Origin of the sequence: uncultured Thioclava sp., from assembly GCF_913064665.1 — a bacterium.
GTDB classification, from domain to species: Bacteria; Pseudomonadota; Alphaproteobacteria; order Rhodobacterales; family Rhodobacteraceae; genus Thioclava; species Thioclava arctica.
Map to the genome: position 1 here is coordinate 135,124 of NZ_CAJYBT010000002.1, position 18,653 is coordinate 153,776.

The window sequence follows — 18,653 nt, forward strand, 5'->3', positions numbered from 1 at the left end:
TCACGGACAGGACATATTCAAGCGATGTAACGGCTGGGTGACAGCGCCCGCACCTGTTAGAGCGTTTCTATCCGTTGACGCCTTGCGCCTGCCATTGAGGAAACCATCGGCTACGACACGGCCTTCCCTCTGCCCGAGTGGAAGGGCGCAGTGAGTTGCAGATGACTGCGCGCCCTTCCGTGACAATGGCTATGGGACCGTCAGCTAGCGATCTGGATCCCGATTTTGCCGATATGCGACTTCTCAAGAAACGCCTCTTGCGCCGCTCGTAGCTCGCTTAGCGGGTAGGTTTCGGCGATAACGGGCCGGATTTCACCAGCCTCGATATAGCCAATCAGGTCGGTAAAGACGCGTGGGTCCTGTCGCGTGCTTCCAATCAGCGTCAGGTCTTTGAGATAGAGGGTTCTCAGGTCAAGCTCGACAATCGGTCCGGCAATGGCACCCGAGGTCACATAGCGGCCCCGGAGTGCGAGCGCATTGAGAAGGTCGGGCCAACGCGCTCCGCCCACAAGATCAAGCACCACATCGAAGGCATCCTCGGGGAATGCGTCATTGCGCTCCAACGTTGCGTCAGCCCCAAGCGCCTTCAGCGCATCCATCTTGGCCGGGCTGGTCACAGCCGTGACATGCGCGCCGCGCCGCTTGGCAAGCTGCACCGCCGCTGATCCGACACCCCCGGATGCGCCCGTGATCAGCACGCGCTCTCGGCCCAAACTCGCGCGCTGAATCATCCCCTCGGCGGTCGAGAACGCGCAGGGAAAAGAGGCAAGTTCGATATCTGTGAGCGCGCTGTCGATCCGCAATGCATGTCCGGCGTCCACGGTCGTGAACTCGGCAAACGCGCCGTCGCGTTCCGAGCCGAAGGTCTCGAGCGCGTCGGAGTCTCCGCCCTCGGGGCGATACATCGGTCGCACCAATACGCGCTCGCCCAATCGTGCGGCGTCCACGCCCTTGCCAAGCGCAATGATTTCACCGCAGCAATCGGCCCCTTGGATACGCGGGAAGCTGAGCGCACCGGACCAGCCCCCATCGGCGTCCGAGGCACCAGCATAACCTTGCGTCGCCGCCGAGCCGGTCTCGCCCCGCACGGCTTTGGAATACCAGCCCGTGCGGGTGTTGACGTCGGTGTTATTCACCGCCGAGGCGCCCACGCGGATCAACACCTCACCTGTGCCCGGCCGCGGAACTGGCACATCCTCGCGCCATTCAAGCGTGTCCAGCCCACCATGGCCCGTCAAAAGGACAGCTTTCATCGTTGCAGGAAGGGTCATTGTCGCAAGCTCCCGTGTAGAATGATCTCTCTACTTGCGTAGGTAGAGGGATCATTCTACATCGTCAAGTATGACAGATACGATGCGCAAAATATCCGATGGGCTCGAGCGTGCTTTTGCAAGTCGCGGCTTTGCTGAGCCCAGCGTAGAAGACTTGCGGGACGCCGCCGGTGTAAGCCTGCGCACGCTTTACAAATACACGCCATCGCGCGCCGAAATGGTGCTGGCCGCGCTGGAAAACCGACAGCAGCGCTACCTTCATCGTGTCTTCGACGGCTTGCCGGAGGAGCCTGACGTCGCGCTCTACACGATCCTGAGTCGCGTCGGAGATTGGATGGCGACTGAGACCTCCCATGGTTGTCTCTTTCATGCGGCTGTGGCCGCTGATCCAGAAAGCCCTGCCCTGCGCGCTCTTCTTGAGCGCCATAAGGCAGAGGTCGCGACACGGGCCGCAACAGCATGTGGGCTTGGTGGCAATGATACCGCGCTTCTGGTGATCATCGAAGGGCTAACGCAGGCATGGCCGCTGCGCGGCGCGGCGGCGGTCGAGGCGGCCAAGCGGCTGGGCCACGCGCTGCAGGCCACAACCAGCTGAACGAAACAATATCAGATTGGGCCGCTTGATCTAGCATCCAACCAAGGCGCTGTGGTCGAAGCACATTTTACAATTGTGCAGCAACAAACGCTGTCTTTATCAGAACCCGGTCTTTCACACTCAGAATTGCTGCGCGTTTGAACCGGTCTTTTCACGGTTAAGTGCTGGTCTTTTTCGAGCAATGTTTGCGATGAAAGAGACAATGAATGGCAACACAATACACAGACGATTTTCGCCGTGACGCGGTGTGCATCGCCACCACGAGCGGCCTGACACGACCTCAGGTTTCATCTGATTTGGATGTTGGCCTTTCGACGCTGAACAAGTGGGTTCACAAGCATCCGCATGACGATCCGGTGTCTGGGCGGCATGAAGATGTCGAGCAAGAGAACGAGCGCCTGCGAAGGAAGTCCGCTTGCTGTACGCGGAGAGCGAAGTGCTAAAAAAGCGGCGATCATCTTTGCAGGCCAAACCCGGTGAGATTTGCGGTCATCGACATCTGGAAGGAAGACTGGCCGGTCGCATTTCTGTGCCGAATTATGCAGGTCACATCGCGTGGCTTTCATGCATGGAGGGCTCGACCAAAGAGCCGACGACAACGCGATGATATGGTGATTTTGGCGCCTATCCGAGAACAACATCGTCACAACAGACAGCAACCATGCCTTCAATATTACCCCTAATCTGTTGGATCAGGATTTCTCTGCGGATGGGCCTAACCAGAAGTGGGTTGGCTGTATCTTGCCGTTATCTTGGATCTATATTCCATTCCCGCCGTGTCATTGCCCTGCGTGATTTGCACGCAAATCCCTTCCGGGTAACAGCATGGGCCGTTCGCAATCGCAGGAAACGGGATCTGGCAATCCGCGCTTTGGGTATGGCTGTGGCGCTCCGACAAGCTCCAAAAGGGTGCATTCACCACACCGATCGCAGAGCCCAATACTGTTTCACATGACGACCCAAAACGCCTGGCAAAGCATGGCTTCGAAGTCTCCATAAGCGGCAAGGGAAATTGTTACGATAATTCCAGGGTCGAAACGTTCTTCAAATCTCTCAAGGCTGAGCTGATCTGGCGCAACCACTGGGCAACCAGACGCCAAGCAGAAGGAGCGATCTTTAAGTATATCAATGGGGTCTATAATCCACAGCGGTGGCACTCATCTCTGGGTGGGTAAACTCGCTTGGCCTTCGAACGAAAGGCAGCCTAAATGAGTGAGCAGACCGGGACGAAAGCGCGACAAGATCAGTTTCGCTCGCCGCAGTTTCTTGCGCAAGACCGCTCGACCTGCGCCATCTGCTTCATGACCCTGAAACAGATTCTTCGCCAGCCTATCGGCGATTGCTACGCATTCGCCTGTCAGCCAACGGATCGAGCCCGACCGTGGTAATCTCCGACATGACCGTCCCCCTTTGTGGTTCATTGCAGACCCACCTTGGCGCATCGATGCCGCCGGGGGGCGGTCATGTCATCAAATCCCCTCCTCGTCACCAAAGACGATTACCTCGACCGGGTGTTCGGGTCCTCTAACGCACCACGAGGACCGAACAGCTCGAATGGCGCACGACGCGTGCGGCATTGGGGCCGAGCAGATAGTCGCTGAGATCGGGGCGATGAGCCCCCAGAACGATCATATCCGCGCCGTCCTTTGAAGCGACCGAGAGAATCTCGTGATACGCGGTGCCGACGCCAACGATGTGGCGAACCTTGGCGTTCACTTCCTCGCCCAAAACCTCGCCGACATAGGATTCGAGTAGCTCATGGGCTTGGGCGCGCGCCTTTTTCATGTGATCGCCCGAAAAGAAGCCGCCCACGACTGACATTCCGTAATCGGGAATAACGGTGATCACATCAAGCTGCGCCCCTTCCACCTCAGCCAGACGTGCGGCCCATTTCAGAACTTTGCGCTCTGGTTCGGGGCGGTTCACGTCGATCGCGCATAAAATCGTATCGGTCATGCCAGGTCTCCTTGAGCAAGAGTGGCGTCATCATCTTCTTTGCGACGATATTGCAAGAAGGCGATAAGGGCGAGCAACAGGAAGGCGGGGATGAACATCAGCTCCTTGGGCGTTTGTTCATTGGGGAGTTTCACCGTCGAAAGCGTGACCGGCGTATCCCCGTAGAAGTCAAAGCCGCTGAGTTTCTTCTGCAACTCCGAGCCAAACATCGGTTCATCCGCCACGGCCTTGCCGTCTTGATCGGTAATGGACAGCCCAAGCGCATCAAGCCGCGCCTGACCGTCTGCCCCTGCGGGCACCTTGACCAATACCGTCAGATCCTTGGGTTTGCCGGTGTCGTAATCTGGCCCCGAGAAGACCAGTCGCAACTCCTTGCCCACCGGTGCCTTGTCAAGTTGCGTAGAAATCTGTGCGGGGGGCACCTCGTGATAAGGTGCCTCGATCTTGTCCATGAAGAAGCCGGGACGGAACAAGGTAAAGGCGATCAGAAGCAGCGCCACCGTCTCCCAGATCCGCGAGCGGGTGATGAAGAAATTCATCGTTGCCGCCGTGAACACGAGAATGCCAATCGTCGCGACGATGAACACCACAATGGCCTTGTACCACGTCACATCAATCAAAAGCAGGTCAGTGTTAAAGATGAACACGAAGGGCAGCGCGACGGTGCGCAAGCTATAGAAAAACGCGATGAAGCCGGTTTTCATCGCATCGCCCCCCGAGATCGCTGCGGCGGCAAAGCTCGCTAGTCCCACGGGGGGCGTGACATCCGCCATGATCCCGAAATAGAACACGAACAGGTGGACTGCGATGAGCGGCACCACGAGCCCCGATTGGGCGCCAAGATGCACAACCACCCCGACCATCAGCGAACTGACGACGATGTAGTTGGCTGTCGTCGGCAGGCCCATCCCAAGAATGAGCGACAAGATCGCCACCAGGATCAGCATCAAGATCAGGTTGCCGCCCGAGAGGAACTCGACGAAATCGGCCATGACCTGACCAATCCCGGTCAGTGAAACCGTGCCCACGATGATGCCAGCCGTTGCGGTTGCCAGACCGATCCCGATCATATTGCGCGACCCGTCGATCATGCCCCCGATCAGATCGGAAAGCCCCTCACGCAGCAGCGCTATCGTGTCGCTTTGGCCTCGGAACATCGCCTTGAGCGGCTTTTGCGTCAGCAGGATGGCAAACAGCAGGAACGAAGCCCAGAACGCTGACAGCCCCGGTGATTTACGCTCGATCATCAGGAAATAGACGAGCACCACAATGGGCAGCAGATAGTAAAGTCCCGCTTTGTAGATTTTGCTCACTTCGGGAAGTTTGACGATCTCGGATGTGGGATCATCGGGTTCCAGATCGGGCACCTTGGCCGCCACCCAAACAAGCGCCACATAGGCCGCAAGTACCAACAGCGCGAGCACCCAAGCCGCCCCTTCCGGGACCAGCGAGGAAATGAGGCGCACCGGATATTGTGTGACGTAGCACAGCGCCGCAAAGCCTGCGAAAAACATGAACATGCCAAAGGCCGTGCGCCAGACCGAGACCACGCGATCCCCGATGGTCGGCATCTTGTTTTTCACCGCTTCAAGATGGACGATGTAAAACAGCGCGATATACGAGATGACCGCAGGGATGAAAGCGTGCTTGATCACCTCAAGATACGAAATCCCCACATATTCCACCATCAAGAAGGCCGCAGCCCCCATGACCGGCGGCATGATCTGCCCGTTCACCGACGAGGCGACCTCAACCGAGCCAGCCTTTTCGGCGCTAAAGCCCACGCGCTTCATCAGCGGAATGGTAAACGTGCCGGTCGTGACCACATTGGCAATCGAGCTGCCCGAGATAAGACCCGTCGCAGCCGAGCCAACAACAGCAGCCTTAGCCGGACCGCCGCGCAAATGCCCCAGCGCGCCAAACGCCATCTGGATGAAATAATTGCCTGCGCCCGCCTTTTCCAGCAGCGCGCCAAACAGCACAAAGAGAAAGACGAACTTCGTAGAGACACCAAGCGCAATCCCGAACACGCCCTCAGACGTGATCCACATATGGCTCATCGCCTTGCGCAAACTTGCACCGGCCCAGCGGATCTGTTCGGGGAATATCTCGGAAGAGCCGAAGAAGACATAGGCGAGAAAGACGACCGCAAGCGCCACCATCACCGGACCGAGGGTGCGGTACGCTGCGATGAATAGCAGGAAGATACCGGCGAGGGCAGCATAGGTGTCTTGCGTATCGGCCAAACCGCCGTTGTTGACGATCTTCTGGTAGAAGAAATAGCCATACATCGCCACCAGAGCACCGCCGATGGCGAGCACCCAATCATACCAAGGCACGTAATTCTTGGGGGCTGATTTGAACAACGGATAGGCCATCGCCGACAGGAAAATGGCATAGGCCAGATGAATCTGGCGGGCGTTGTTGATCATATTTCCCGGCAACACGTAGGGACCGATTGGTGACGCCAGCAGGATCTGAAAGATCGACCAGCTCAGCGCGACCACGGCAACCATGATGCCAACCCAGCCGCGCGGGTTGCGTGCTCCGCTATCGGAGCTTTGCACCAATTCCTGTAACTCTTGTTCATTCAAGGCGCGATTTTCCGCCATCGGTTCCCCCTGCAGCCTTAGCTGGCCACCCGCATATTCGCGGCTTGTTTGTCTCGTAAAAGTCTAAAAAGGGCGGGCGCGTCAAACGCACCCGCCCAAGTTATGCGCAGCTTATTTAATCCAGCCGCGTTCTTTGTAATACTTCAGCGCACCCGGATGGATCGGGGCGGACAGACCGGCCGAGATCATCTCTTCGGGCTTGAGATGGGCGAAGGCCGGGTGGAGTTTCTTGAACTCGTCGAAATTATTGAACACCGAAGCGGTCAGCGCATAAACGACATCGTCAGACACGTCTGCCGAAGTCACGAGCGTCGCGCGCACACCAAAGGTCTGGGTGTCATCAGGGTTGCCGCGATACATGCCGCCCGGGATCGTCGCCTTAGCATAGTAGGGGTTATCGGCGACCAGCTTATCCACAGCCGGACCGGTGACATTCACCAACACCGCATCGCACGAGGTCGTCGCCTCTTGGATCGAACCCGAGGGGTGACCCACGGTGTAAACCATCGCGTCGATCTGGTTGTCGCAAAGGGCTTTGGACTGCTCAGAGGCTTTCAACTCGGTCGCAAGCGCGAAGTCGGATTTTTTCCAACCCATCGCATCCATCAGCACTTCCATCGTGCCGCGCTGGCCAGACCCCGGATTGCCGATATTGACGCGTTTGCCTTTGAGATCAGCAAAGTTCTTGATGCCGCTATCGGCGCGCGCGACCACGGTGAAGGGCTCGGGGTGGATCGAGAACACGGCACGCAACTTGTCGAACGGGCCTTTTTCGGCGAATTTCGAGTCACCCTTGTAGGCGTGATACTGCCAGTCCGACTGAGCGATGCCGAAATCCAGTTCACCGTCACGGATCGTGTTGAGGTTGTAAACCGAGCCGCCCGTGGATTCGACCGAGCAGCGAACGTGGTATTCCTTGCGATTTTTGTTCATCAGACGACAGATTGCGCCGCCCGTGGGGTAGTAGACCCCGGTCACGCCACCGGTGCCGATGGTGATGAACTGGTCCTTGTTCTGTGCCTGCGCGGCGGGGGCGAACAGCGCCCCTGCGACCGCGGCAACAAGGCCGAGTTTGAGGAACTTCTTCATATTTGACTCCCGTTGGTCGTTTTCAGTCTTGGGTTACGATCACACCGGGCGGCTCAGCGCACATAGACTTCTTCCAGAAGTCTGTTGCGCCGCTCCACCTCGGCGACACGTTCGGTTGCGCGGGGTCCCGCGCGGCGTGCCACCATTGCCAGAATAGCCTCTAGCAGAAACATGGTGGCGACATAGGATGTGTAGAAATGCGGACTGTCGGTGGGCACGATAAAACTGTCATCGGCCGCATGCAGCGCCGGGCAGGCCCGGCTATCGGTGATCAATGTGACATAGGCACCTTGTTCATGGGCCAAAATGGCACCCCGGATCGAGGAGCGCGCGAAGGGCGGTTTGGTGATGACCAGAACCGCATCGCGCTCGTCCAACCCGGTCAAGGTGGCGCCCAGAGAGGCCCCTGCCCGTGCGCCGATCTCCCAGTTGTCACCCAGAAAATTCGCGATATAGGCGGTGTATTCGGCGATCCCGGTTGATCCGAGCGCGCCCAACAAAACGACACGGCGCGCCCCCGCCAGCCGGTCCGCCACGCGCTCAAGCTGTTCCGGTTCGATAGCGGCTGAGAGGGCTGCAATATTGTCCTGACACGCAGTGCCATAAAGCGTCAGAAAGCTTTCCTGCGGGTTCAGCGAATCTTTTTGCAACCGATCTGCGCGATCCGCAAAGGGAAGCACCCGACGCCCGATCTGGTCGCGCATGACTTCGCGCAGCGCCTCAAAGTTTTCATACTGTAACGCATGGGCAAGGCGCGTGAATGTTGCAGGGGCCAGTTTTGAATCGCTCGCGAGCGCCCGCAGCGACCGCGTCGCGATGCTTATCGGGTTGTCGGCAATATAATCGCCAGCCTGACGCAAACGTGTGCTCAGACTGCCGTATTGCGCGGCCAATCGCTGTTCGAAGCTGCCCGACAATGCCCCTCCCCAGGTTCCATCACCATTAATCTCGTTGCGGTGAGCGTTTCAGTTGTTTCATCTATTGTCAACTCATGATCCATATGTTTCATTTCCGTATAAGCGAGTTTCACGCTTTCTTGTCCCAAAGGGGGGACCGACATGACCCATGTATTTCCGCGCCACACCAAAGCGACTTTGCCCATAGCCACAAGGGGTGAAGGGGCCTACATCATCGATGCCCAAGGCAAGCGCTATCTCGACGGTTCAGGCGGCGCCGCCGTTTCGTGCCTTGGTCACTCTGACGAGGATGTGATCGGCGCGATCAAGGATCAGCTCGATCAACTCGCCTTCGCGCATACCGGATTTTTTACCTCCCACCCTGCGGAACGGCTGGCAGATCGCCTGATCGCTCACGCGCCCGGCACCCTGGATCGGGTCTATTTTCTGTCGGGCGGATCGGAGGCCGTGGAAACCGCACTCAAGATGGCGCGGCAATATTTTGTCGAGAAGGGCGAGCCGAGCCGAAAGCATTTCATCGCACGCCGCCAAAGCTATCATGGCAACACGCTGGGCGCTCTGGCGGCGGGGGGCAACGAATGGCGTCGCGCGAAGTTCAATCCGCTTTTGATCGACGTAAGCCACATTGCCCCCGTGCATGAATATCGCTGGCGCGAAGACGGCGAGAGCGCCGAGGATTATGGCCTGCGCGTAGCCAATGAACTTGAAACGGAAATCCAGCGCCTCGGCGCAGAAAATGTGATCGCATTCATCGCCGAGCCGGTGGTGGGGGCAACGATGGGTGCGGTGCCCCCGGTGCCGGGCTATTTCAAGCGCATCCGAGAGATTTGCGATCAATATGGTATCTTGCTGATCCTTGATGAAGTGATGTGCGGGATGGGGCGCACCGGCACCTTGTTTGCCTGTGAGCAAGACGAGATCGCGCCCGATATAGTCACCATCGCCAAGGGGTTGGGCGCAGGGTATCAGCCGATTGGCGCGACGCTGTGCACCAGTGAAATCTATGACGCTTTTGTGCAGGGTTCGGGGTTTTTCCAGCACGGCCACACCTATATCGGCCATCCGACAGCCTGCGCCGCCGCCGATGCGGTGCTTACCAAGCTGACCGAGGGCGGGATGGTCGCGCGCTCGGCGGCTCAAGGCGAAAAGCTGGATGCGGCCCTGCGCGCGGCGTTCGGCGAGCATCCCAATATCGGTGACATTCGCGGGCGCGGCATGTTTCGCGGCCTCGAAATCGTTGCGGATCGCGCAACCAAAGCGCCGTTCGATCCCGCCCGTGCCGTGCACAAGCAGATCAAGGGCGGGGCGTTTGAGGCCGGGCTGATCTGCTACCCGATGGGGGGCACAATCGACGGGCAACGCGGCGATCACATTCTGCTCGCGCCGCCCTTCATTCTTAGCGACGACCAGATTGGCGAGTTGATCGATAAATTGGACACGGCCATCCGGAGCGTGCTGGGATGAGCTTGCCGCGCATCATGGTTGCCCCCAACGGGGCCCGCAAAACCCGCGCCGATCATCCGGCGCTGCCGATCACGCTTGATGAGATCACCGACACGGCGCTCGCCTGCCGCGCGGAAGGTGCGGGCGCATTGCATTTGCATCTGCGCGATGATGCGGGTGGGCATCTTCTGGATAGCGGCGCTTACCGCGAGGCGCTGGCCCATCTGCGCCCGCGTCTTGGCGACATGGCGATCCAGATCACAACCGAGGCTGCGGGGCTCTATCTTCCCGGACATCAACGCTATATCGCGCTGAACTCCGGCGCGGATATGGTGTCGGTCTCAACGCGGGAAATGCTGCGCGATGATAGCGCGCTCGCAACCCGGTTTTACACGCAGGCCGACGCGCAAGGCATCGCCGTTCAGCACATTCTATATGCGCGCGAAGATGCAGAATCGCTGGCTCAGGTGCTCCCCGCGCGCTTATTGCACAGCCCAAATTTGCAGCTGATTTTCGTACTCGGGCGCTATGTTGAGGGGCAGGTTTCAACGCCCGATATGCTGACGCCCTTCATCGACTGGATGGCGCACATCGCGATCGCACCGGATTGGGCGCTTTGTGCGTTTGGGCAAGGGGAAACGGCTTGCCTAGAGGCCGCGCTGCGTATGGGCGGCAAAGCAAGGGTCGGGTTTGAGAACGCGCTTCAAATGGCCGATGGTCGCATCGCCCCGGACAATGCCGCACGTGTTGCACAAATTGCAGCCCTCGAAATCGGCACCTAGGTCGAATTCAAGGACGCGCCAGGTGATGAGAACGGCGGTGCAAAATTGGACAACGCTAGCGGCGGGATAGTCCTGCTGCGGGCGGAGTAAAATCCGGTAGGGTGCCCCTAGTTTCCTAGACACCTGCCTCGTTCAGTTTCTGCTGTCTGGTTTCGAGGTCAATCATTGCCGGCAGGTGACAGCAGGCAATCACCGAGAGGGGGCGACAGCATGCCCTTGTTAGTGTGTTTGCGTTTTTGGGTTGTAGAACATCTCGATGTAATCCGCTGCCCGGCAGCGTATGCTTCGCATGCGCGAGAGGGGAACACATCCTGCCTAGCGGCCTCGCATGTGGGTATGTCCGGCGGCGGATCCGTTCCCGCTTCAAAGACTGAAAGAAGCTCTCGGCCACGACGTTGTCATGACAATTCCCCCGCTGGCTCATGCTGAGTTCGATGGTTATGCTGGCGCAGAAAACCAGCCGCGAACCTTGATCCGAGTGGATCATGACCCGGTGCGTGGGGTTCCCCCAAAAACAAAACCTCGCGTCATTGCGGGGCCGTTCACTCATCAAGTGATTGAATTTATGGTGCCGGCGGAGAGACTCGAACTCCCGACCCCCTGATTACAAATCAGATTGCCTAGTAAATTTCCGATGTCACGCGACGTCACGGGAAGCAACTAATACATTGAAAGACAATTTAATTTTGTGCCAGATAGCCACGAGTAGCGATCGCTGCTGTCACTAACTATCACTCCCTGATGCTTACAAGGTGCTTACATGATCAATCATCGGATCAAGCTGACGAAGCGTGCTGTCGATCAAGCCTCAGCGCCGATCGAGGTTGATCAGGCTTTCATTTGGGATACTGATGTCAGCGGCTTTGGCTTGCGCATCACTAAGGCTGGAACAAAGAGCTACATCTTCCAGTACCGCAATGCTTCTGGAAGAGTAAAACGCAAGACGATCGGCAAGCACGGTGCCATTACAGCGGAAAATGCGAGACAGATCGCACGCGAGTGGTATTTCGACGCTAAGAAAGGTGGCGACCCTGCCGCCGACGCACGCTCAGCCCGCGACGCACCATCCATCAGTGACCTGTGCGACGACTATCTTAGCCGACACGCCCAAAGGAATAAGAGAGCGCGTTCGCTCGAAGGCGATATAGATTACATCAATCGCTTCATCAAGCCGGCTTGGGGGCGAAAGAAGGTTCTTGAGGTCAGCCTCGCGGACGTCGAGCGCCTAGCCGCTTCGCTCGGGGAGCGGAAGACCACCGCCAACCGGCTCGTGTCCTTGCTCAGCAAGATGTTCAATCTCGCCCGGAAATGGGGATGGAGTGAGCAAAATCCGACCGAAGGATGGCAGAAGAACCCTGAGACAAAGCGCGAGCGCTACTTGTCGACAGAAGAGCTTACCCGGCTACTGACCCTGCTCGAGGACCATCCCAATCAGCGCGCCTGCTACATCGTACGACTGCTCCTGCTGACTGGTGCACGCAGCGGCGAGGTGCTTGGCATGAAATGGTCGAATGTCGACCTTGAACTGGGGCGCTGGATAAAACCAGCACATACGACCAAGCAAAAGCGAACCGAAATAATCCCGCTGTCGGAAGCTGCTCTCGGCCTCCTTCGTGAACTCCGCAGCGGTGCGCCGGTTGAGGCCATTTACGTCTTTCCGGGTAATTCTCTTGGTAAGCCCATGACAACGATCAAGACGTTCTGGGGACAAGTTCGGCGTGATGCCGGCATTAATGACGTACGTCTTCACGACTTGCGCCATACGTTTGCCTCGCACCTCGTCAGTAGCGGCCAATCACTTGAGACAATCGGCCGGCTCCTCGGTCATACTCAGGCGCAGACGACCGCCCGATACGCTCACCTCCAAGACGATGCCCTGCGCAAGGCGACCAATCTCTTCGCCAGCGCAAGCGGTTACACAGCGAAAAACCACAATGAAAATTGAATACGAAATGCTCTCCATCAGCGCGGCGGAAACGCGGGGAGCTGAAGACGAGGAGCGTACAGGCATTCTCAGGCCCGCCATCCAAGTCCGCCTGATCGACATGACAGCAGAGCGAAAGTGCTACCTGTTCGAGGAGCTAGCCTGTGAGGACGAAGGGCGGCTCAATGAGCTCGTGCTTCAGGTCGAGCAAATTCTCCATACGTTCTTATATCATAAGAACATCAGAACACGGAACAGCGGGCTGGATTCCTTCACATCCGGCGCAGCGAAGAAGACCTTCGCTACGATCCATCAGCACCTCAACAAGGCGCACGAGTTGATGGAGACGCTTGAGGACCGATCGCTAGACTTTCTGACGCCGGATGATGTTGCAGAATTTAACGATGTGAGCTTCGACGACTTTGATATTGAGGCGTTTCAACTAGCTTTGCGCCTCGTCGCTGAAAGGGCCGGCCAGATTTCGAACGAGATCGCCCCGGCACGAGGGCGGCCAGCTCGGGATGATCTATTTGACGCTCTGATAGACCTAGCCTGTGTATACGAGCGCGAGACAGGCCGGAAAGCTGGCTATTCGAGCCGGCCCGAAAAGAAGCCCGGCGCGACGGGACACGAGGTCCACGGCCCATTTGTTCGCTTTGTGCATCGCGTCTTCGACATCGTCGACCATAAGGGCGTGCGAGTCGAGCCATCGCCGCCAAGCACGATCGACAACGCCATTCGTCGCTATGTCGACACTCGCAACAGCCGAACGCGTTAGTCTAAAACAGCAGTGGGAAATATGCACGACTGAGGGCCTATTTGTTCCTCTGCATAAGGCACGCCGGGTTTTGCGATCTTTTCAGCACTCACATTACTATGGAGCTGAAATACAATGCCTACAAAGTCCAACGTTCGCCGCGCAGTGAATAGCGCTCGCGCATGCCCTTCGCACGGCGCCACGGAGAGCATTCGCCTCCCCCACACACTACCTCACATGATGAAAGAACAAGATGTCTGCGCACTACTTGGCATTGCCCAGGGCACCTTGCGCAATTGGCGCGTCTCCGGCTGCGGACCTCGCTTCTGCAAGTTGACGGGCTCAGCAGTGCGCTACCCGAGGCAGCTTCTTGAAGACTGGCTCAACGCCTGTAGCCGACGCAGCACCTCGGAGGGCGCACGATGAGAGTGGATCACCAGACTTGCGACCATAAGCAAGAAACACTTCAGAGCGTAGCTGATACGTCTCAATGTGGCCAAAACTTGCAGGTATTCCCTGTTAGTTTCAACCGAACGGAACAGTGTCTTGTTGAAACGAGAGACAAGAACTCCAAGCGAGAGAGAGAAGCTCTTCAACTCCTACAGCTAAGTGTTGTCTCTGAATTTCTAAGTGCATTCGAGCACGCCCCTACGGCCATTAGGTTAAGTGATCTCTCCAAGTACGAGGAGTTCAGACTAATAGTCGCCGGTGCGGTAGCTTCAGTAGTTCAAGCCGAGCAGGGTGAGGCTGATCTTGTATCTGCAACTATCAACCTAAGGGACGCGGAGCCGCGCACAAAGGTCTTGCAGAACATGCGCGACCGCGTTCTTGCAAAGACCGGCATAAGAATTCGATGGGTTGGAGTTTTTATACCCGAAGTTGGCGACAAGGTACCGATCGGCCGTCACCTCCATGTTATATTATTGAACGTCAAAGTTCATGGGCCGGCATGGGCGGCGATCAATCGTTTTATGGACGGTAGAAACAGAAAGTTTCCGCGCAGTTGTCATATGAAGTGGGTATATGAGCTCGATGGCTTTGCCAAGTACATGGAAAGCGAAAAGAACCTTCGCCGGAGAGGCGCAAAAGTTGTCAAATCGCCTGAAGTCTTACCCTATGCACGCCAGCTGTGCCACAACGGCTTAGCGCCCCTTCGGGAACTAGTCCGCAATCGACTTGAAGCGATACGAAGTAGACGGTGAGGTGACCAGCTCATAGGTTTTTATCGTGCTAAGAGGCGCGCGCGGAGCTCGAAAGTCAGCGCTTCATAAGCGAGGGCGCACAACCAACCCCGCCAATAGAGATCGCGCCGCTCCAGCATGCCCTACAGCGGCGGAGAGTGCACCCCCGACCAATATCGACAACGAAAGAAAAAAACGGGCCCCACATCACGCCCCTGACCATGGTCCTCTCATTGCACAGGGTGGTTCAGTGGGCCCTTGCGCCACTTGAGATCAGGCATGCATTGAAGGGCGCCGGTAGACTTAAAACCCACCAGCGCCCTTCCGAGCCACATAGCAACTCGCCACTTGCACAACATGTAGCAATTCCGCATTGTAAAACTACAATACTTTCAACCATTACGGGCGTAGCGTGTCAAATTTTCAGCTTAATGAAATCTATTCCCCTCCGAACGGACTACCTGCCGCAGACATCGTGTTTTTGCACGGCCTAAGCGACGCTTTCGAAAGCTGTTGGCAAAGCTTTTCAAATTCAGACGAAACTGCCTGGCCGGTCTGGTTGTCAGAAGCATTTCCAGGAGTATCAATTTGGGGTGTGGACTACCCGACTTCTAAGTTTAGCACCCTCTTGAACAAGCCTGACCTGTCTCTCTTAACCATCGCAGCTAGTCTTGCTGAGCTTCTGAGAGCGAAGAAAATTGGGAAACGTCCTGTGATCTTTGTCTGCCACAGCTTGGGTGGCGTGATAACAAAGGCCATGCTGCGTGCTTGCGAGAGCACAACCACGCCAAGCAAAAAGGCCATCTTTGGAAACTGCAAAGGAGTCGTCTTCATTGCCAGCCCACATTCCGGCTCATCTCTGGCTTCCATACTTTCCATGATACCGGGATTCGCTTCGAAACAGGCTAGCGAGCTCGGCAAGGGTGGAGCAATACTAATTGAACTTCATGATTGGTATAGAAATAAGGTGCCTTTATCGGGAATATGTTCATGCGCTTTGTATGAAACGATACCAACAAAAGGCGCAATTGTGGTCGACGCGGGTTCTGCCAATCCGGGTGTCCCGAATTGTGACCCTGTTCCAATTGATGCAAACCACAGCGATATTTGCAAGTTCAAGACAAAGGATGATCTTGGATATCTAGCAATCAAGAACTTTATAGAAGAAGTTTTCGACGCTGACGGCATCGATGCTACTGATCAATTAACTCTCGACGATCTGGAGTATTATATCAATTCTGTTAAAGGAGATCGTCTAAGTCTAGCAGAAAAGCTAGAAGTAGGCGGAAAAAGCGAGCATGAGATCAGCGACGCCGAGGCTGAAAAAGAACGTATATTCAAACTTGTGCGACGTAACGCGGTTTCTGCAAGCGCGAGGAAAAAGTATCGACAATTCCTAAGTGAGGTTCTCACACTTTTCAGGCTATATATTTCTCCGCTAATTCGATCAGGCGCGGATGAAAATATCGTAAACGACACTATTTACAACAAAATCCTTTTCCCGCTTAGCCAGAAAGCTGGGACTAACGACCTCTTCAACATCGCAGACATACATAGTGCGATCTATTATCTCACCGGGAATTGTCACATCGATTGGGCGAAAAAAGATGATTAGAATATGGCATCCAATGAGAGACCCACACCATTGTTCCTTCAGAATTTTGGCCATGTTGGTCGCTTCTAAAAAAGACCTATCTGTGTCTCGTGCTTCGATACTCGATACATTTTTACTATTTCCAGAATATCTCCACGATGTTCAATATACGGGTTTTGGGAAATTGAGGGAGTCTTTGACGCGACTTAACCTTCCAAAAGCCAAGGATAGCTTCCTCAATCTTCCAGATATTCGTACTATTTACCGCGAGCTTCAAGTATTCCAGAAAGCAGCATTCCATCAGCTGGTCGCTCGAAATATTCTTTCGTCTTCCTCATTTAAGGTTAATAAGCTCCAACTATCTGACAAGGGAATTCCTAGCGAACTCAATCGAGCGATAGAGGAATATGTAAGCGAAAACTCTGATCGATTGGCCTTCATTGTGGGCGATTTAGGAGAGATACCACTTGATGGTCCAACTGGGCTATTTCGTAGGATAAATTTGGAAATGGGGGGGCGTTTCAGATAATGTCATCAATTCTGAAACTGAATCAGCTTGTAGTTATGAAAAGCGGTCAGCGTGCTTATGATGAGAAGTTCCACTCGGGCCTAAACATCATTCACGGCACAAACGGCTCCGGAAAGTCAACGATTCTGGATTTTATTTTCTACGCGATGGGTGGTGACCTGACTGACTGGAAGCAGTACGCTCAATACTGCGATACCGTTTTTGCAGAGATTTCTGCTAATGGAACGATACTCACGCTCAAACGTGATATTTCGAAAGAAAAAAACCGTCCAATGTCGATCTACTTTGGCAAGCTAGAAGATGGATTGAAGAGCGCTGCAGATGGATGGCAACGATTTCCATACGCTCGTAACGAGCATTCTCGCACTTTCAGCCAGGTGTTATTTAAGGCTCTGGGCCTTCCCGAGATACCCGGCGATGAGGGATCAAACATAACAATGCATCAGATACTTAGGCTGATGTATGTTGACCAAACAACACCATTTCAACGAATTTTCCGTAGCGAACGATTTGATCCAAGAGATACAAGGGAGGCAGTATCAGAATTGCTCTGCGGTATTGGTGATAATGACCTATACTCAAAACGTATTTCGCTTAGGGAGAATATAAAACTTGAAGGCGAACTTGGAGCGAAGTTAACTAATCTTTTGAAGGCTACTTCCAATTTGGGCGAAAATTTCAGTGACGGCGCATTCGAAGCAGAATTGAGGAATCTATCACTTCAAGGAAGCAAACTACAGGATGAGATTGTTGCGCTACACAATGATGATATCGACAGCTCTAAGGTAGCAAAAGCCGCTGAGGATGACCGTCGAAAACTCTACCAAGCTATCAGCAGTGATCGTGACACGCTGGTTTCCATCGAGCACAATATCACATCGCTAGAATTTGAAATCAAGGATAGTGATCATTTCCTGACACATCTCGAACAACTACTCAAAGATTTTGATCGCACTGCAGTAACATATTCCGCTATCGGCGACGTCGCCTTTGAGTTGTGCCCGGCATGTTTGCAGCCCCTGACTGATACGGATGACGAGCACTGTCACCTTTGCAAGGAAACACTACCTCAAGAGGAAAAGGATACGAAATTATTTGAGCTTCGAATGGATATCGAAGGTCAGATAGTTGAGAGCAAACGCCTTCAAGTCAAGCGTGTAGAAAAACTCGAAATAGCAAAAAAGTCAGCGGCTAGTATCAAGTCACGAATGACTCGATCAATGAAGCAGCTTGATGAACTAAGAAATTCATCGGTTGACGGTCGCACTGCGCTGGTCTCAGAAAAGAGCCGTGAGTTGGGAAAAATTGACGCAAGACTAGACGAACTAAATAAGTTCACTGATCTCCGAAAACAAATCGACGAAATCAGGGACGCCAAAGAATTGGTCTCATTGGAAGTGAAAAAACTTCGAAATTCCATTGAAAGCCTCGAATTGTCGCGTGAAAGCAGAAGGCGTGATGTGAAATCCGCGATCGCGTCCCAAACTAAACGAGTTTTGGAGAAAGACCTCAAGGAGCACAACGACTTCGAGGCTTTAGATAAGTTTGATTTTAGCTTTGAAGACGATTGGTTCGCTATCAACGGCGACCCTAATATCACCGCAAGCGCTAGCGGCATGGTAGTAGTTAAAAATAGCTTATTTTTGGGGATGTTACTTGCATCACTGAAAGACTCGAAGATGATGTACCCCCGCTTCTTGCTACTGGACAATGTAGAAGACAAAGGAATGGTTGGAGATCGAGTTAGAAACTTTCAGAAGGTCATTGCGGATCTAATGGATCAAGCAAGTGAGCCGCATCAAATTATAATGACTACTTCAACATTGAATCCTGCCTTAGCACGCGAGGACTATATAGTTGGTCCATCTTACTCAAAGCAAAACCGAACGTTGAAAATTCAGGGTGGTGCGCTGGCGACATGATGTGAAGTCTGCAGTATCCATTTAGAATCCCGCTCGACTCGAGAATTGCTAGCCGGCCACCTTTGACATAGCACCTTCCAA

General features: G+C 55.0%; 14 protein-coding genes and 2 pseudogenes. 10 read left to right on the forward strand and 6 right to left on the reverse strand.

All coding sequences use genetic code 11. The features are described 5' to 3' along the window. Positions 1 to 200: 200 nt before the first annotated feature. Positions 201 to 1,271 carry an alcohol dehydrogenase family protein gene (locus tag QZ571_RS01480; RefSeq protein ID WP_295530613.1) on the reverse strand — a complete coding sequence of 357 codons (1,071 nt, stop codon included), beginning with the start codon at positions 1,269 to 1,271 and terminating at the stop codon, positions 201 to 203. A gap of 82 nt (positions 1,272 to 1,353) precedes the next feature. Between QZ571_RS01480 and QZ571_RS01485 the strand changes: the two genes are divergently transcribed. Continuing rightward, positions 1,354 to 1,866: a TetR/AcrR family transcriptional regulator gene (locus QZ571_RS01485; protein ID WP_295530616.1), complete on the forward strand. Its 513-nt coding sequence runs from the start codon at positions 1,354 to 1,356 to the stop codon at positions 1,864 to 1,866. A gap of 206 nt (positions 1,867 to 2,072) precedes the next feature. Continuing rightward, a pseudogene (locus QZ571_RS01490) lies at positions 2,073 to 3,041 on the forward strand (IS3 family transposase). A 349-nt stretch (positions 3,042 to 3,390) separates the two neighbouring features. On the opposite strand, the gene QZ571_RS01495 reads toward QZ571_RS01490, so the two are convergent. The 4 genes from QZ571_RS01495 to QZ571_RS01510 form a co-directional block, all read right to left on the reverse strand. After that, positions 3,391 to 3,822, reverse strand: a complete 432-nt coding sequence (locus tag QZ571_RS01495; RefSeq protein WP_295530619.1) for a universal stress protein — start codon at positions 3,820 to 3,822, stop codon at positions 3,391 to 3,393. Beyond that, the gene (locus tag QZ571_RS01500; RefSeq protein WP_295530622.1) at positions 3,819 to 6,434 is read right to left on the reverse strand and encodes a TRAP transporter permease; all 2,616 of its coding nucleotides are present in this window, start codon (positions 6,432 to 6,434) and stop codon (positions 3,819 to 3,821) included. Before QZ571_RS01500 ends, QZ571_RS01495 begins: the two co-directional genes overlap by 4 nt. Before the next feature lie 111 nt (positions 6,435 to 6,545). Beyond that, positions 6,546 to 7,523 (reverse strand): TAXI family TRAP transporter solute-binding subunit, encoded by a 978-nt coding sequence (locus tag QZ571_RS01505; protein WP_295530626.1) that lies wholly within the window; start codon positions 7,521 to 7,523, stop codon positions 6,546 to 6,548. A 53-nt stretch (positions 7,524 to 7,576) separates the two neighbouring features. After that, positions 7,577 to 8,440 (reverse strand): MurR/RpiR family transcriptional regulator, encoded by an 864-nt coding sequence (locus QZ571_RS01510; RefSeq protein ID WP_295530628.1) that lies wholly within the window; start codon positions 8,438 to 8,440, stop codon positions 7,577 to 7,579. 141 nt (positions 8,441 to 8,581) lie between these two features. Between QZ571_RS01510 and QZ571_RS01515 the strand changes: the two genes are divergently transcribed. After that, positions 8,582 to 9,904: an aspartate aminotransferase family protein gene (locus QZ571_RS01515; protein ID WP_295530631.1), complete on the forward strand. Its 1,323-nt coding sequence runs from the start codon at positions 8,582 to 8,584 to the stop codon at positions 9,902 to 9,904. Beyond that, positions 9,901 to 10,665, forward strand: coding sequence for a 3-keto-5-aminohexanoate cleavage protein (locus QZ571_RS01520; RefSeq protein ID WP_295530634.1), 765 nt, complete (start codon positions 9,901 to 9,903; stop codon positions 10,663 to 10,665). Before QZ571_RS01515 ends, QZ571_RS01520 begins: the two co-directional genes overlap by 4 nt. Positions 10,666 to 10,780: 115 nt before the next feature. On the opposite strand, the pseudogene QZ571_RS01525 reads toward QZ571_RS01520, so the two are convergent. Beyond that, positions 10,781 to 11,158: pseudogene (locus QZ571_RS01525) on the reverse strand (IS3 family transposase); the annotation flags it as partial. 267 nt (positions 11,159 to 11,425) lie between these two features. On the opposite strand from QZ571_RS01525, the gene QZ571_RS01530 reads away from it, so the two are divergent. From QZ571_RS01530 to QZ571_RS01550, 6 genes are all read left to right on the forward strand, one after another. After that, entirely contained in the window at positions 11,426 to 12,610 is a 1,185-nt protein-coding gene (locus QZ571_RS01530) for a site-specific integrase (RefSeq protein WP_295530638.1), read from the forward strand. Then, positions 12,600 to 13,367, forward strand: coding sequence for a hypothetical protein (locus tag QZ571_RS01535; RefSeq protein WP_295530641.1), 768 nt, complete (start codon positions 12,600 to 12,602; stop codon positions 13,365 to 13,367). Before QZ571_RS01530 ends, QZ571_RS01535 begins: the two co-directional genes overlap by 11 nt. A 219-nt stretch (positions 13,368 to 13,586) precedes the next feature. Continuing rightward, positions 13,587 to 13,772, forward strand: a complete 186-nt coding sequence (locus QZ571_RS18485; protein WP_366929934.1) for a helix-turn-helix domain-containing protein — start codon at positions 13,587 to 13,589, stop codon at positions 13,770 to 13,772. Positions 13,773 to 14,939: 1,167 nt separating this feature from the next. Then, entirely contained in the window at positions 14,940 to 16,142 is a 1,203-nt protein-coding gene (locus QZ571_RS01540; protein ID WP_295530644.1) for an ABC-three component system protein, read from the forward strand. Beyond that, a complete protein-coding gene (locus QZ571_RS01545; RefSeq protein ID WP_366929931.1) occupies positions 16,135 to 16,650 on the forward strand; it encodes an ABC-three component system middle component 5 in 516 nt (171 codons plus the stop codon). The genes QZ571_RS01540 and QZ571_RS01545 overlap by 8 nt, the downstream gene beginning before the upstream one ends. After that, complete coding sequence (locus QZ571_RS01550) at positions 16,650 to 18,572, forward strand: hypothetical protein (RefSeq protein ID WP_295530650.1); 1,923 nt, start codon at positions 16,650 to 16,652, stop codon at positions 18,570 to 18,572. Before QZ571_RS01545 ends, QZ571_RS01550 begins: the two co-directional genes overlap by 1 nt. The last annotated feature ends 81 nt before the right edge of the window (positions 18,573 to 18,653 follow it).